The 13,483-nt window shown below is 72.8% G+C and carries 13 protein-coding genes; 6 read left to right on the forward strand and 7 right to left on the reverse strand.

What is annotated here, in order from left to right:
• Window positions 1-23: 23 nt before the first annotated feature.
• Window positions 24-1,061, reverse strand: coding sequence for an ABC transporter substrate-binding protein (locus ACH4MY_RS00370; RefSeq protein ID WP_397995374.1), 1,038 nt, complete (start codon window positions 1,059-1,061; stop codon window positions 24-26).
• A gap of 259 nt (window positions 1,062-1,320) precedes the next feature.
• Between ACH4MY_RS00370 and ACH4MY_RS00375 the strand changes: the two genes are divergently transcribed.
• Both ACH4MY_RS00375 and ACH4MY_RS00380 read left to right on the forward strand, forming a co-directional pair.
• Window positions 1,321-2,502 (forward strand): hypothetical protein, encoded by a 1,182-nt coding sequence (locus ACH4MY_RS00375; RefSeq protein ID WP_397995377.1) that lies wholly within the window; start codon window positions 1,321-1,323, stop codon window positions 2,500-2,502.
• Window positions 2,503-2,550: 48 nt separating this feature from the next.
• The gene (locus tag ACH4MY_RS00380; protein ID WP_397995379.1) at window positions 2,551-2,679 is read left to right on the forward strand and encodes a hypothetical protein; all 129 of its coding nucleotides are present in this window, start codon (window positions 2,551-2,553) and stop codon (window positions 2,677-2,679) included.
• 130 nt (window positions 2,680-2,809) lie between these two features.
• Here the strand turns inward: ACH4MY_RS00380 and ACH4MY_RS00385 are convergent, their stop codons facing one another.
• From ACH4MY_RS00385 to ACH4MY_RS00395, 3 genes are read right to left on the reverse strand one after another with little or no spacing between them, the layout of a single operon-like run.
• Window positions 2,810-3,754, reverse strand: coding sequence for a 3-oxoacyl-ACP reductase (locus ACH4MY_RS00385; protein WP_397995382.1), 945 nt, complete (start codon window positions 3,752-3,754; stop codon window positions 2,810-2,812).
• 13 nt (window positions 3,755-3,767) lie between these two features.
• Window positions 3,768-4,844: a Zn-dependent alcohol dehydrogenase gene (locus tag ACH4MY_RS00390; RefSeq protein WP_397995385.1), complete on the reverse strand. Its 1,077-nt coding sequence runs from the start codon at window positions 4,842-4,844 to the stop codon at window positions 3,768-3,770.
• 43 nt (window positions 4,845-4,887) lie between these two features.
• The gene (locus ACH4MY_RS00395) at window positions 4,888-5,742 is read right to left on the reverse strand and encodes a MaoC/PaaZ C-terminal domain-containing protein (protein ID WP_397995388.1); all 855 of its coding nucleotides are present in this window, start codon (window positions 5,740-5,742) and stop codon (window positions 4,888-4,890) included.
• A gap of 275 nt (window positions 5,743-6,017) precedes the next feature.
• Between ACH4MY_RS00395 and ACH4MY_RS00400 the strand changes: the two genes are divergently transcribed.
• From ACH4MY_RS00400 to ACH4MY_RS00415, 4 genes are read left to right on the forward strand one after another with little or no spacing between them, the layout of a single operon-like run.
• On the forward strand, window positions 6,018-6,926 hold the full coding sequence (locus tag ACH4MY_RS00400) for an ABC transporter ATP-binding protein (protein ID WP_397995390.1): 909 nt from the start codon (window positions 6,018-6,020) through the stop codon (window positions 6,924-6,926).
• Window positions 6,926-7,645 (forward strand): ABC transporter permease, encoded by a 720-nt coding sequence (locus ACH4MY_RS00405; protein ID WP_397997323.1) that lies wholly within the window; start codon window positions 6,926-6,928, stop codon window positions 7,643-7,645. The genes ACH4MY_RS00400 and ACH4MY_RS00405 overlap by 1 nt, the downstream gene beginning before the upstream one ends.
• 9 nt (window positions 7,646-7,654) lie before the next feature.
• Window positions 7,655-8,821: a sensor histidine kinase gene (locus tag ACH4MY_RS00410; RefSeq protein ID WP_397995393.1), complete on the forward strand. Its 1,167-nt coding sequence runs from the start codon at window positions 7,655-7,657 to the stop codon at window positions 8,819-8,821.
• Window positions 8,818-9,423 (forward strand): response regulator, encoded by a 606-nt coding sequence (locus tag ACH4MY_RS00415; RefSeq protein WP_397995396.1) that lies wholly within the window; start codon window positions 8,818-8,820, stop codon window positions 9,421-9,423. The genes ACH4MY_RS00410 and ACH4MY_RS00415 overlap by 4 nt, the downstream gene beginning before the upstream one ends.
• A gap of 21 nt (window positions 9,424-9,444) precedes the next feature.
• Here the strand turns inward: ACH4MY_RS00415 and ACH4MY_RS00420 are convergent, their stop codons facing one another.
• From ACH4MY_RS00420 to ACH4MY_RS00430, 3 genes are read right to left on the reverse strand one after another with little or no spacing between them, the layout of a single operon-like run.
• Window positions 9,445-10,740, reverse strand: a complete 1,296-nt coding sequence (locus tag ACH4MY_RS00420) for a phosphatidylserine/phosphatidylglycerophosphate/cardiolipin synthase family protein (RefSeq protein ID WP_397995399.1) — start codon at window positions 10,738-10,740, stop codon at window positions 9,445-9,447.
• A 10-nt stretch (window positions 10,741-10,750) separates the two neighbouring features.
• Entirely contained in the window at window positions 10,751-12,208 is a 1,458-nt protein-coding gene (locus tag ACH4MY_RS00425) for an MFS transporter (protein ID WP_397995402.1), read from the reverse strand.
• A gap of 49 nt (window positions 12,209-12,257) precedes the next feature.
• Entirely contained in the window at window positions 12,258-13,478 is a 1,221-nt protein-coding gene (locus ACH4MY_RS00430) for a lipid-transfer protein (protein ID WP_397995405.1), read from the reverse strand.
• Window positions 13,479-13,483 lie beyond the last annotated feature (5 nt).

A 13,483-nucleotide genomic window follows, 5' to 3' on the forward strand; every position in this document is an offset into this window, starting at 1 on the left:
CTTCTCCGTGACGCGGCCCGCGGTTACTTCTTGACGAGGTCGGCGCGCAGGTCGTCGAGGACGCTGTCGGCCGCCGTCACGCCGAGGCCGAGGTACCAGGTCTCGTCCGGGACGTCCTTGGCCCGGCCGGCCTTGACGGCCTTGAGGTTCTTCCAGAGCGGGTTGGCCTGGGCGGCGTCCTTCTTGGTGGCCTTGGCCTCGCCGTACACGCCGGTGAAGATCCAGTCGGCGTCGGCCTCGTCGATCTTCTCGGGGCTGATCTCGGCGGCGAGCTCGTTGACCCGCTGGTTCTCGGGCCGCGGCAGGCCGGTGTCGTCGAGGATCGTGCCGATGAAGGACGCCTTGGCGTAGAGGCGGATCTTGCCGGGGAGGTAGCGGACCATCGAGACGGTCGGCTTGTTCGCGCCGATGTCCGTGCCGAGCTGCTTGGCCTTGGTCTCGTACGCGGCGAGCTTCTCCTTCGCGCGAGCGGTCCTGTCGAGCGCGGCGGCGTTGAGGAGGTAGTTCTCCTTCCAGGTGAAGCCCGGGCGGATGGAGAACACGGTGGGCGCGATCTTCGACAGCTCGTCGTACTTGTCCGCGGCGCGCAGCTGGCTGCCGAGGATCAGGTCGGGCTGGAGGTTGGCGATGGCCTCGAGGTTGAGGTTGTTGATCGTGCCGACCGACTTGGGGGCGCCGGCGTCCTTCTTGAGGTAGCCGGGGATGCCGTCGTCGCCCTCGGAGGGGGCGTAGCCGACGGGCTGGATGCCGAGGGAGACGACGTTGTCGAACTCGCCGACGTCGAGGACGACGACCCGCTTGGGGGCGGCCTTCAGTTCGGTCGTGCCGAGGGCGTGGGTCAGGGTGCGCGGGAACTGGCCGGCCTTGGCGTCGGTGCCCATGGCCGCGGTCTTCGCCGCGGCGTCGCCGAAGTCCTTGCCGCCGGTGGCCACGTCCTTCTTCTTGGTCGTGTCCTCCTTCGAGGAGGCGTCGGTTCCTCCGTCGCCTCCTCCGCAGGCCGCGAGCGAGAGCGTGGCGGCGAGGGCGACGACGGCGGCGGTGCCGCGGCGGCGGAGGGACATGAGAAGGCTCCTGTACGTGTCCTGGCGGGGAGACGGGCGCGACCGGCGGGAGCGCGGGGCTCCGTCCGGGGCGCCCGGCCGGAAGCCGTAACTCCGTTTAGGTTCGCCTTACCTTACTCATCACCGGTCACTCCAGCACAGCCACCCCCCACAGCTCAGCAGAACCGCCGCAGGGCCACCCTTATGTGTGAAGTGACCCTGCTCGTGTTGTTCGGCTGGAAGTGCGAAAACTAGCTTCGTGGCCGGAGGTGACGAGTCGATGACAGCGTGTGCCATCGAGACCACGGCCGAGGACGACGACCGCGACGGGGAATGCCCGGGCGGCGCCGGCTGGCCGACGGGTTTCACGATCACGGCGAACGGCGCGTACGCGGCCAGGCTCGCGGGCGACGGGGACGCCCTGTATGTGGAGAGGTGGACCCTCGACGGCCCGGAGCCGTACGCCGTACCGCTCCCCCTGGGCCAGCCGGAGGAGCCGGGCACCCAGCTGCTGCCCCTCGCCGACGGCCGGGTCCTGGTCGCCCGCCGCGTGGACGGGCGGCGGAACACGTTCTCGCTGCTCTACCCCACGGGCCCGGCCACGGGCGAGCTCCGGCTCGGCTCGGTGGAGGCCCCCGGTTCCGAGCGGCTGGTGCTGCTGCCGCCCTCTCCCGACGGCATCTGCGCGTACGCGATGTGCGTCGGCCCCGACACGACCACGCTGTGGCTGGTCGCGGGCGGGGCCTTCGGCCCGGAGCGGGTGGCGGAGGTCGAGGGCCGCTGCACGGGCGGGATATGGCTCGACCGTACGGGCCGGATGCTCGCGCTCGACCGGCGGCTCGACGGCGGGCCGGTGAAGGCCGTCGCCGTCGACCTGGAGCGCGGCGGGGAGGTGACGCCGCTGCTCCAGATCACCGAGGACAGCGACGACCGGCTGCTCCTCGCGGACCCGGACAGCGGGCTGCTCCTGATCCGTTCCGACGCGCCCTCGCCGGGCCACGACCGGCTGGGCTGGGGAGTGCTCGGGAGTCTGCTGCCGGTGCGGTTCCCGGAGTGCCTGCGGCTGGACGACGCGGCGGTGACGCCGTTCGCCGTCCAGCCGGGGCAGGTGCTGATGCCGGAGAGCTGCCGGGTGGCCCTGCGGATCGACGCGGCGGGCGGCAGTTGGGTGGGGACCTGGCAGCCCTCGGCCCGCCGGATGGGCCAACTGGCCGTACCCGTGGGCTGGCTTGCGGGGTCGGGGCTGTGGACGGCCGGGGGCGTGCTCAGGCTGCCGTACGCGACGGCCGGGGCGCCGTGCGGTCTCGCGGACGTGGAGCCTCCGGAGGAGCCGGAACCGGGGCCCGGGCGGGAGGCGGAGCCGGTGGCCGCGGCGGTGGCGGCGGCCGTCGAGGAGCCCCGGGTGTGCCGTCCGGTCCCGCTTCAGCAGGCACCTCTCACGGACCGCAGACCCGCTGGCTAGACTCTCGGGCTGCACAGCAGGACCGATGTCAACGGGGTGAGTTCGACCATGTCGGAGAACAGCACGAACGGGCAGGAGCCGAACGGCTCCGGCAAGCACCGCGGTGAGGCCGCGCCGACGGAGGACTCCGCGTCCTCCCCGCACGGCCGCCACCGCCGCGAGCCCGACGGGCAGTAGGAAGAAGCGGCAGGCAGGGCGAAGGGCCCCGGGTCACCCCGGGGCCCTTCGTCCTCCCCACCCTCCCCCTCCGGCCGGGCCGCACCCCGGCCGCCGGGAAGTCGCCCGCCGGGGCCCCCGGGCCCGGTCCTCAGCCCTTCTTCAGGCCGAGCACCTCCGACGCCGCGAACGTCTCGCCCGCCGGGCGGGAGGCGTAGTGCGGGGTCAGCAGGCCGTCCAGCTCCTCGTACGTGAACGCCTCCTTGGCCGTGTCGAACTTGGCCGACACCCGCGGCCGGTCCACGACCGCCACCATCCCGCCGTGCACGACGAGCAGCTGGCCGTTGACGCCGGCCGCCGCCGGGGAGGCGAGATAGCCGACGAGGGGTGCCACGTGCTCCGGGGACAGCGGGTCGAGCTCGCCCTCGGCCGTCGGCTCGGCGAAGCCGGCGAAGACGTCCTCGGTCATCCGGGTCCTGGCCCGGGGGCAGATGGCGTTGGCCGTCACCCCGTACCGGGCGAGCGCGAGCGCCGTCGAGGTGGTCAGGCCCACGATGCCGCCCTTGGCCGCCGCGTAGTTGGGCTGGCCGGCCGAGCCGGCGAGGAAGGCCTCGGACGAGGTGTTGACGATCCGGCCGTACACACCGGTCTCCCCGGCCTTGGCCCGGCCCCGCCAGTGCACGGCGGCGAAGTGGGTGGTGTTGAAGTGGCCCTTGAGGTGGACGCGTACGACCGAGTCCCACTCGTCCTCGCTCATCGAGAACACCATCCGGTCGCGGAGGATGCCCGCGTTGTTGACCAGGATGTCCAGCTTGCCGAACTCCGCGACGGCCAGGTCGACGAGGGCCCGCGCCGACTCGAAGTCGGAGACGTCTCCGAGGTGGGCGACCGCCCGGCCGCCCGCGGCGCGGATCTCCGCCACGACCTTCTCGGCGGGCGCGGCGGAGGCCGTTCCCGAGCCGTCGCGGCCGGGCTGTCCGTAGTCGTTGACGACGACGGCGGCACCGAGGCGGGCCAGTTCCAGGGCCTCGGCGCGGCCGAGCCCCCGCCCGGCGCCGGTGACGATCGCACTCAGTCCCTCAAGCGGGAGTGACATGGGTCGGGTCCTCTCAGATCTCGATGCAGGTGCGGAGGGCGGCACCCGTGCGCATCTGCTCCAGGGCCTCGTTGATGCCCGCGAGCGGGACCCGGTGGGTGATGAGCGACTCCAGGTCGATGCGGCCGGCCCGCCAGAGCGCGATGGCCCGCTCGTACGAGCGGAGCACGTCCCCGCCGCCGTACATGGAGGGCAGGATCCGCTTCTCGTCGAAGAACAGCTCGAACATGCTGAGCTGGAGGTGGTCGTCGAGGGCGCCCGCGCCGACGACGCAGAGGGTGCCGCCGCGCCGGGTGGTCTCGTACGCGGTGCGGGCGGTGGCGGAGCGTCCGACGACCTCGAAGACGTAGTCGAAGCCCTCTCCGCCGGTGATCCGCTGCTTGGCGTCGGCGAGCGCGTCCGGGGCGACGGCCTCGGTGGCGCCGAAGCGCAGCGCGGCCTCGCGCCGGGACTCGACCGGGTCGACGGCGATGATCTGGGCGGCTCCCTGGAGCTTGGCGCCCTGGATCGCGGAGATGCCGACGCCGCCGCAGCCGATGACGGCGACCGACGAACCGGCCTCCACCTTGGCGGTGTTGATGGCCGCGCCGAGTCCGGTCGTGACGCCGCAGCCGATGAGGGCGGCGATGTCGAAGGGCACGTCGTCGGGGATCGGGACGGCGCAGCCCGCGTCGACGACGACCTCCTCGGTGAAGGTGCCGGTGCCGGCGAAGCCGAAGACGTCGCCGCCGGGGCGCTTGAAGTTGGGCGTGCCGGCGTTCATGAAGCCGGCCAGACAGAGCTGGGTCTGGCCGCGCCTGCAGGCGGGGCAGCTCCCGCAGGCGGGCAGCCAGCAGAGCAGCACCCGCTGGCCCTGGCCGAGTCCGGTGACGCCGTCGCCGACGTCGATGATCTCGCCCGCGCCCTCGTGGCCGGGGATGAAGGGGGCGGGCTGCGGGAGGACGCCGCTCATCGCGGAGACGTCGGAGTGGCAGAGACCGGTGGCCCGGACCCGGATCTTCACCTTGCCGGGGCCGAAGCCCACCGCCTCGACGTCGTCGACGACTTCGAGTTTGTCCTGGCCGATCTCGTGCAGTACGGCTGCGCGCATGGTGCGGCTCCCTCCGGAAGGGTTCTACGAGTGCCGGGCTGGGCTACGAATGTGTGACGAGGGTGTCGGCGAGCACGGGGGCGTCGTCGCGCTCCACGGCCGTCACGGTCACCTGGACGCGGCCCTCGTCGGCCCACATCCGGATGCGCAGGGTCTCGCCGGGGAAGACGATCCCGGCGAATCGGGTGCGGTACGAGCGGACGCGGGCGACGTCTCCGCCGAGCATCGTGTCCACCACCGCCTTGAGGGTCATGCCGTAGGTGCACAGTCCGTGCAGGATCGGCCGGTCGAAGCCGGCGAGTGCGGCGAACTCGGGGTCGGCGTGGAGGGGATTCCAGTCGCCGGAGAGGCGGTAGAGGAGTGCCTGGTCCTCGCGTACGGCCCGCTCGACGGTCTTGTCGGGGTCGCGGCCGGGGAGTTCGAGGCGCTCGGAGGGGCCGCGGTCGCCGCCCCAGCCGCCCTCTCCCCGGACGAAGATCTGCGCGTCGCTCGTCCACAGCGGGCCGTCGTCGTCGGTGACCTCGGAGCGCAGGACGAGGACGGCGGCCTTGCCCTTGTCGTACACGGCGGCGACGCGGGAGGTGGTGACGGCCCGGCCGGCCGCGGGGACGGGCCGGTGGAGGGTGATCGACTGGCCGCCGTGCAGGACGGAGGCGAGGTCGATGTCGATGCCGGGGGCGGAGAGCCCGCCGACGACGCCCATTCCGGCGCCCGCGACGGTGGCGAAGCTGGGCAGGACGTGGAGCCTGGATTCGAGGGTGTAGCGGAGCTCGTCGGGGTCGGTCGCCGGGGTGCCGGCGCCCAGTCCCAGGTGGTAGAGCTGGACGTCCTTGTGGTCCCAGGAGATCTCGGCGCTGCGGGGTTCGGCGGCGACGGCCTTGGCGGGGTCGATGGGCATCGGGCTGTTGCTCCTCGTGGCGGGGAAGACCTCGGCGCGGCCGTCCGCACCGTCGGCCGCACCGAGGCCGTGCGGGGACCGTCCCGTACGCGGCCGTTCTAGAACGCGTTCTAGGTCGGTGATCCCCATGTATAGCCGAGGCGGGGGGAGTTGTGAACCCTCCCGGATAGGCTCAACTGACGGTACGTCAGAAAAGGGACCCGGGACATTTGTCACGGCCAGGTCCGTACATCCACGCCTGCCGGACCCCGCCCCCGATTCGTAGCGTCGTACCCATGACGAACGAGACAGCGGTCGCCTTCACCGGGGTCACCCGGTCCTTCGGACCGGTCCGTGCCGTGGACGGCATCGACCTCACCGTCCCGCGCGGCGAGACCGTCGCCCTGCTCGGGCGGAACGGCGCCGGGAAGTCCACCACCATCAGCCTGCTCCTCGGCCTCGACGAGCCCGACACGGGCCGGGTCGCCCTCTTCGGCGACTCCCCGGACCGCGCCGTCGCGGCCGGCCGGATCGGGGCGATGCTCCAGGAGGGGCGCGCCGTCCCCCGGGTCACCGTGCGCGAGCTCGTCGGCTTCGTCGCCCGCACCTACCCGGCGCCGATGCCGGTCGCGGAGGCCCTGGCCCTCGCCGGCCTCACCGAACTGGCCGGCCGCCGCGTCGACCGGCTCTCCGGCGGCCAGACCCAGCGGGTCCGGTTCGCCGTCGCCCTCGCCGGGAACCCGGAACTGATCGTCCTGGACGAGCCGACGGCCGCCCTCGACGTCGAGGCCCGGCAGGAGTTCTGGGACTCGATGCGCGGCTACGCCCGCCGGGGCAACACCGTCCTGTTCTCCACCCACTACCTGGAGGAGGCCGACACCCACGCCGACCGGATCGTCGTCCTCGACTCCGGCCGCGTCCTCGCCGACGGCACCGGCGAGGAGCTCAAGCGCGCGGCCGGCGGCAGCTTCGTCGCCTTCGACCTGGCCGGCGGCCCCAGCGAGGGCCTGGACCGGCTCCCCGGAGTGACCTCCGTGGAGATCCGCGGCGACCGCGCCCGGCTCCGCACCGACGACTCCGACGCGACCGTCCGCGCCCTCGCCGAACGGAACGCGATCCGGGGCCTCGAAGTCGCCCCCGTGTCCCTCAACGACGCCTTCCTCGCCCTCACCACGCACGCCCGCCCTCTGGAGACGGCCCGATGATCACCGAGTACGTACGCCTCGAAGTACGCCGCACCCTGCGCGACACCGGCTTCGCCATCGGCACCATCGCCGTCCCGGTGATGATGTACCTCCTCTTCACCAACCTCGGCGGCCAGAACGAAGAGGAGTGGAAGACCGCCTCCATGGTCGGCATGGCGGCGTACGGGGCGCTCGGCGCCGCCCTGTCGATCGGCACGGGCGTCGCCGAGGACAAGGGAACCGGCTGGCTGCGGCAGCTGCGGATCACCCCGATGAGCCCGCGCCAGGTCGTCACCGGCCGCGCCCTCACCGGCTCGGTGGTCGTGCTGCCGTCGATCGTCGGAGTGCTCCTCGCCGGCGGCCTCGTCAACGGCGTCCGTCTGGCGGCCTGGGAGTGGGCCGTGGTCGCTCTCACCCTCTGGCTCGGCTCGCTCCCCTTCACCCTCCTCGGCATCGGCAACGGCTACCGGCTCACCGCGCAGACGACCGGGGTCGTGAACATCGCCTGCAACCTGGGCCTCGCGGTCCTCGGCGGTCTGTGGTTCCCGGTGAGCCTCTTCCCCGAATGGCTGCGCTCCCTCTCCGCGTACACCCCGACCAACCGCTTCGCCGAGCTCGGCGTCTCGGTCGCCGGCGGCCACGCCCCGGGCGCGGCGGCGCTCGCGGTCATCGCCTGCTGGGCGGCCCTGTTCGGCACGTACGCGGCGGTCTCGTACCGTCGTTCGGCGAGGACGGTGTAGGGAGTGGGCATGACGATCCGGCAGCGGTGGCGAACGAGGTCGAGGGCACGCGGCGAGCGGGGTCCGAGCGGACTGAGCCTCCTCCCCTGGCTCCTGATGGGCCTGGGCGCGCTCTCCCACCTCCTCGGCGGTCAGGCGCCCAACCCCTGGATCGGCGGCCTCGGCCTGCTCGCCTTCAACACGGTGTACATCGCGATCGTGTTCCGGGCCTTCGACCCGCGCAGCCGGGAGACCCCCCTCACCTGGGGACTCCTCCTCGGCCTCGGGGCGCTCACCTTCGGTCTCGCCATCGGGTACGGCCGGGAGTGGCTGCTCCTCTTCCCGCTCCTCGGCCTCGGGGTCGGCGCGGTGGTGCGGCGCGGCCCGCTCCTGCCCGTGATCGCGTTCCCGCTGGTCCTCGCGGTCGGGGTGGTGACCTTCTGGAGGGACGGCTGGAACTCCGTCGGGATCGTGTACGGCACGTTCATCTCGATCATGGTGACGGCGGCGATCCTCGCGCTCGACGAGACGGTCCGGCAGCTGCGGGCGACCCGGGAGGAACTGGCCACGGCGGCCGTCGAGAAGGAGCGTCTGCGGTTCTCCCGCGACCTGCACGACCTGCTGGGCCACACCCTCTCGGTGATCGTGGTGAAGTCGGAGGTCGTCCGCCGGCTCGCCCCGCGCGACCTGGACGCGGCCCTGGCACAGGTCGCGGACATCGAGTCGGTGGGCCGTCAGGCGCTCACGGAGATCAGGGAGGCGGTGACCGGCTACCGCGAGGGCAGTCTCGCCACGGAGCTGGACCGGGCGCGCGACGCGCTCACCTCGGCCGGCATCGAGCCGGTGGTACGCCGCTCGGGCCCGCTCCTGGAACCCCAGACGGAAGCACTCCTCAGCTGGGTCGTACGGGAGTCCGCGACGAACGCGGTACGGCACAGCGGCGCGTCCCGCTGTGTGATCGCCCTCGACGGCACCGCCGACCGGGTCCGCCTCACGGTCACCGACGACGGCCGGGGCCCGGTCGGCGCCGCCGGCACCACCCCGGGGAGCGGCCTGCGGGGCCTGCGCGAGCGGCTCGCGGCGGCAGGCGGCACTCTTGACTCGGGACCGGCTCCGCGGGGCGGGTTCCGGGTCGCCGCGGAGCTCCCCGTGGAGACCCCCGGCCCGCACGAGTGCGAGGGGGAGCCGACGAGATGATCCGACTGCTGCTGGCGGAGGACCAGGGGATGATGCGCGGGGCGCTGGCCCTGCTGCTCGGGATGGAGCACGACATGGAGGTCGTCGCGCAGGTGGGCCGGGGTGACGAGATCGTGGACGCGGCCCTGCTCTCCCGACCCGACGTGGCCCTCCTCGACATCGAGCTGCCGGGCCGCTCGGGCCTGGACGCGGCGGCGGACCTGCGGTCCGAGGCCCCGGACTGCCGGGTGCTGATCCTGACGACCTTCGGCCGCCCGGGGTACCTCCGCCGGGCGATGGAGGCGGGTGCGGCGGGCTTCCTGGTGAAGGACGGCCCGGTGGAGGAGCTGGCCGAGTCGATCCGTCAGGTCCTGCGCGGGGAGACGGTCATCGACCCGGCCCTCGCGGCGGCGGCCCTGGGCGCGGGCCCCAACCCGCTGACGGCCCGTGAGCGGGACGCGCTCGCGGCCGCGGTGGACGGGGCGACGATCGCGGACATCGCGGCGGCCCTCCACCTCTCGGAGTCCACGGTCCGCAACTACCTCTCCTCCGCCATCGGCAAGACGGGCACCCGCAACCGCATGGAGGCGGTCCGGGCCGCCCGTCGGCAGGGGTGGCTGTGAGCGGGAGGCGGCGGGCCGGTGCTACAGGCCCTCGGACTGCGCCGCCGTCCGCTGGGCGTCGAAGTTCCGTACGTACGCGTCGAAGACCGCCGTGTCCTGGTTGTCCTCGTACTTGAGCAGCGCCTCGTCGTTGTACCTGAGCGCCGTCACCGTGTAGGTGTGGCTGCCGGTGAAGACGATCTTCTTGTTGACTCCGTTGAGGTACGTGCCCTCGATCAGCAGGTACTTCGTGTGGGAGTCGGTACCGCCGCGGCCGTCGTTGTCGAGCTGGTGCAGGACGATGCGGCCCTTCCCGGTCGTGGGCCTGGTCAGCCAGTTGGCCACCTGCGACATGGGGGTGTTGTCGGGTGCCCAGTTGTCGAGCGACCGGTAGACGATCTCGATGTGGCAGCCCGCCTCGGCGAGCTCCCACAGCTGACGGGCCACCTCGGGGCGGGTGATGTGGCCCTGGGCGATGCGGATCCTCGTCCGCCCGTCCGAGGTGCCGAATCCGGGGCCGTTGCCCTGGCAGGGCGTCGCGGTGCCGGCCGGCGCCACCGTCTTGAGGATGTTGACCACGGTGTCGGAGCCCGAGCGGGGGAAGAAGTAGACCTTGGCCTTGCCGGCCTGGGTGTCGTGCGCGTAGTCGGCGACCTGCGGCGTCTGCCCGATCGCGGCGGCGGCCTGGTCGGTGAAGTACCCGGTGTACGCGTCGGACAGCTCCTTGTTGCCGGCGACCGTCAGCGCGTCGTTCCACCAGGAACCGAGGTCCTGGCCCGTGAGGTTGCCCGAGGACTGCACCACGACGTTGTCGACCGCGACGGTGCCCTTGCCCCTGGTGCGGGAGAACAGGAAGAACTTGTTGTGGTTGACGTTGTCGTACCAGCCGTCGGGGTCGCCCTCCGAGGTGCCCGGATCGAGGGCCAGACAGGCCTCCCGGTCCTTGCAGCTGCGCACCCAGGAGTCCGCGGCGCCCGGCGCCGCCAGCTGGCTCGTGAGGCTGTCGGCCGCGCCGGACTTGCTGTCGTGGTCCAGGACGACCTGGACGGTGACACCCCTGCGGTGGGCGGCGCCCAGCTTGTCGGCCAGGTACTGGGACTGGAACAGGTAGAGGGAGATCCGGACGGACGACCCGGTCTCGGCGCCGTCGACGAGGTCCGCCAGGTGGAAGAGGATCCGTCCCCTGGCGGCGGCGTCCGCGCTCGACGGCTCGTTGAACACGGCTCCGGTGGTCACGGCGAGGACCGGCTCCGCCGACGCCGAGGGCGCGACCGTGAGGGAGGCGCCGACGGCCAGCGCGGTCACGGCGGTTCTGAACTTGCTCTTGATCGATATCACGCGGGCATTGTCACCCGCGGCGGGCCACGCGCCCGTCCGGCTTCGGCAGCCAGAGCAGCATCAGCGCCGCCGCCCCGACCAGGACGCCCGTAGCCACGCGGAAGGCCGTCGCGTACCCCGGGACCAGGGACGACGGGTCCGCCGCGCCGGAGGTGGCGAGGGTGGGGGTGGCCGCCGCGGCGATCGTGGAGAGGATCGCGAGGCCGAGGGCGCCGCCCATCGTGCGGGAGGTGTTGACCAGGCCCGAGACGAGGCCCGCGTCGGACGGGGCCGCGCTGGAGGTGGCGAGCGTGGCCAGGGGCGTGGTGGCCAGGCCGAGGCCCGCCATCATCAGGATGCCGGGGCCCAGGATCGTTCCGAGGAAGGTGCCGTCGGCCGTGAGGGTCGACTGCCAGGCGAAGCCCGCCGCCCCGACGAGGGCGCCGAGGACGGCGACGTTCCGCGCGCCGAGGGCCGGCATCAGGTGCGGGGCCGCCTTGGAGCCGACGATGACGCTGAGGGAGCTGGGGACCAGGGCGAGGCCGGCCTGGAGCGGGGTGTAGCCGAGGACGCTCTGCGCGTAGTTGGTCATGAAGAACCACATGCCGAAGGAGCTCGAACCGCACAGCAGGATCGCCACGTTGGCCGCTGTCACCGCGCGCGTGCGGAAGATCTTCAGGGGCGTCAGCGGCTCCGCCGTGCGGGCCTCCACCACCACGAAGACGGTGAGGAGCGCCAGCCCGCCGAGGAGGGTGAGCAGCGTCGCCGGGGCGGTCCAGCCCGCCTCCTCGGTCTGGACGATGCCGTACGCGAGGGTGGCCAGGCCGGCGGTGACGAGGACGGCGCCCGGCAGGTCGAGGCGGCGGCCCGCGCCGGTGCGGGACTCGCGGAGCCACAGCAGGGCGCCCGCGAGGACCAGGACGCCGACGGGCACGTTGATGAGGAGGACCCAGCGCCAGGACAGCAGGTCGACGAGGATTCCGCCGACGAAGCCGCCCGCCGCGCCGCCGGCCGCGCCGACCGCCGTCCAGGTGCCGATGGCCCGGGTCCGGGCGGCGCCGGCCGGGACGGCGCCGGTGACCAGGGTCAGGGTGGCGGGTGAGAGGACGGCGGCGCCGAGGCCCTGGACGGCGCGGGCGGCGACGAGTTGCCAGCCTTCCTGGGCGAGGCCGCCCGCGACCGAGGCGGCGGTGAAGAGCCCGAGCCCGAGCAGGAACATCGCCTTGCGGCCGTAGATGTCGGAGGCCCGCCCGCCGAGCAGCATGAAGCCGGCGAAGGCGATCGCGTACGCGTTGAGCACCCATTGCAGGCCGAGGGCCGAGAGTCCGAGGTCGGTCCGCATCGACGGCAGTGCCACGTTCACGACGGAGACGTCGAGGACGACGAGGAACTGTCCCGCGCAGGCGGTCAGGACGACCGCCCAGGCGCGGGGCGCGGGCAGGGAGGTGGCGGGGGTCGTCCGTACGGAGTCGGAGTCGGTCTGCGGCATGAGTGTGATGGTCGCAGACCGCATCCGCCCCGTACATGGGGATAAGGTCCTACGCCTTGCGGAGCAGGGTCACCACGGCGGCGCCGCCCAGGCCGATGTTGTGGGCGAGCCCGACGCGGGCACCCGTCACCTGCCGTGCGCCGGCCTCGCCCCGCAGCTGCCAGACGAGTTCGGCCGCCTGTGCGAGGCCCGTCGCGCCGAGCGGGTGGCCCTTGGAGATGAGGCCGCCGGAGGGGTTCACGATCCAGCGGCCGCCGTACGTGGTGGCGCCGGACTCGACGAGCTTGCCGGACGCGCCCTCCTCGCACATGCCGAGCGCCTCGTAGGTGAGGAGTTCGTTGATGGAGAAGCAGTCGTGGAGTTCGATCACGTCGACGTCCTCGATGCCGAGCCCGGAGCGCTCGTACACCTGCCGGGCGGCGGCCCGGGACATCGGGCGGCCGACGGCGTCGATGCAGGAGCCCGAGGCGAAGGACTCCTCGGTGTCGGTGGTCATCGCCTGTGCGGCGATCTCCACCGCCCGTCCCCGCAGCCCGTGCTCGTCGACGAAGCGTTCCGACACGACGAGGGCCGCCGCCGCGCCGTCCGAGGTCGGCGAGCACTGGAGTCTGGTGAGGGGCCGGTGGACGGTCTTCGCGGCGAGGATCTCGTCGACGGTGTAGACGTCCTGGAACTGGGCGCGGGGGTTGTTCGCCGAGTGCTGGTGGTTCTTGGCGCCGACGGCCGCGAGCTGCACCTCGGTCGTGCCGTACCGCTCCATGTGCTCCCGGGCCGCGTTGCCGAAGATCTGCGCGGTGGGCGGGGACGCCTCGAAGCCGTGGGAGGCGGCCATGACGCCGTAGTGCCGGGCGACGGGTGAGGTCGCGCCCCCGACAGCAGCGGCTCCGGCGCCCGACCCGCCGCCGAGCGAGCCCCTGCTCATCTTCTCGAAGCCGAGGGCGAGGACGCAGTCGGCGATGCCGCCCTCGACGAACTGGCGGGCGGTCATGAGGGCGGTGGAGCCGGTCGCGCAGTTGTTGTTGAGGTTGTAGACGGGGATGCCGGACAGGCCCAGTTCGTACACGGCGCGCTGTCCGGCGGTGGAGGCCTGGAAGCAGTAGCCGACGGCGGCCTGCTCCACGCGCGCGTAGGGGACGCCGGCGTCGGCGAGGGCCGCGGTGCCGGCCTCCCTGGCCATGTCCCAGTACTGCCAGTCGCGGGTCTCGGGCTTCTCGAACGTGGTCATCCCGACCCCGACGACATACGCCTTGGCGGTCGTTTCCCTGGTCATCGCTG

It is taken from the genome of Streptomyces sp. NPDC017246 (assembly GCF_044331325.1).
Lineage (GTDB): Bacteria > Actinomycetota > Actinomycetes > Streptomycetales > Streptomycetaceae > Streptomyces.

What these genes read in the sequence shown, in the direction of transcription:
- ACH4MY_RS00370 (WP_397995374.1), bottom strand. Translation starts at nt 1,061, where the DNA reads ATGTCCCTCCGCCGCCGCGGCACCGCCGCCGTCGTCGCCCTCGCCGCC.
- ACH4MY_RS00375 (WP_397995377.1), top strand. Translation starts at nt 1,321, where the DNA reads ATGACAGCGTGTGCCATCGAGACCACGGCCGAGGACGACGACCGCGAC.
- ACH4MY_RS00380 (WP_397995379.1), top strand. Translation starts at nt 2,551, where the DNA reads ATGTCGGAGAACAGCACGAACGGGCAGGAGCCGAACGGCTCCGGCAAG.
- ACH4MY_RS00385 (WP_397995382.1), bottom strand. Translation starts at nt 3,754, where the DNA reads ATGTCACTCCCGCTTGAGGGACTGAGTGCGATCGTCACCGGCGCCGGG.
- ACH4MY_RS00390 (WP_397995385.1), bottom strand. Translation starts at nt 4,844, where the DNA reads ATGCGCGCAGCCGTACTGCACGAGATCGGCCAGGACAAACTCGAAGTC.
- ACH4MY_RS00395 (WP_397995388.1), bottom strand. Translation starts at nt 5,742, where the DNA reads ATGCCCATCGACCCCGCCAAGGCCGTCGCCGCCGAACCCCGCAGCGCC.
- ACH4MY_RS00400 (WP_397995390.1), top strand. Translation starts at nt 6,018, where the DNA reads ATGACGAACGAGACAGCGGTCGCCTTCACCGGGGTCACCCGGTCCTTC.
- ACH4MY_RS00410 (WP_397995393.1), top strand. Translation starts at nt 7,655, where the DNA reads ATGACGATCCGGCAGCGGTGGCGAACGAGGTCGAGGGCACGCGGCGAG.
- ACH4MY_RS00415 (WP_397995396.1), top strand. Translation starts at nt 8,818, where the DNA reads ATGATCCGACTGCTGCTGGCGGAGGACCAGGGGATGATGCGCGGGGCG.
- ACH4MY_RS00425 (WP_397995402.1), bottom strand. Translation starts at nt 12,208, where the DNA reads ATGCCGCAGACCGACTCCGACTCCGTACGGACGACCCCCGCCACCTCC.
- ACH4MY_RS00430 (WP_397995405.1), bottom strand. Translation starts at nt 13,478, where the DNA reads ATGACCAGGGAAACGACCGCCAAGGCGTATGTCGTCGGGGTCGGGATG.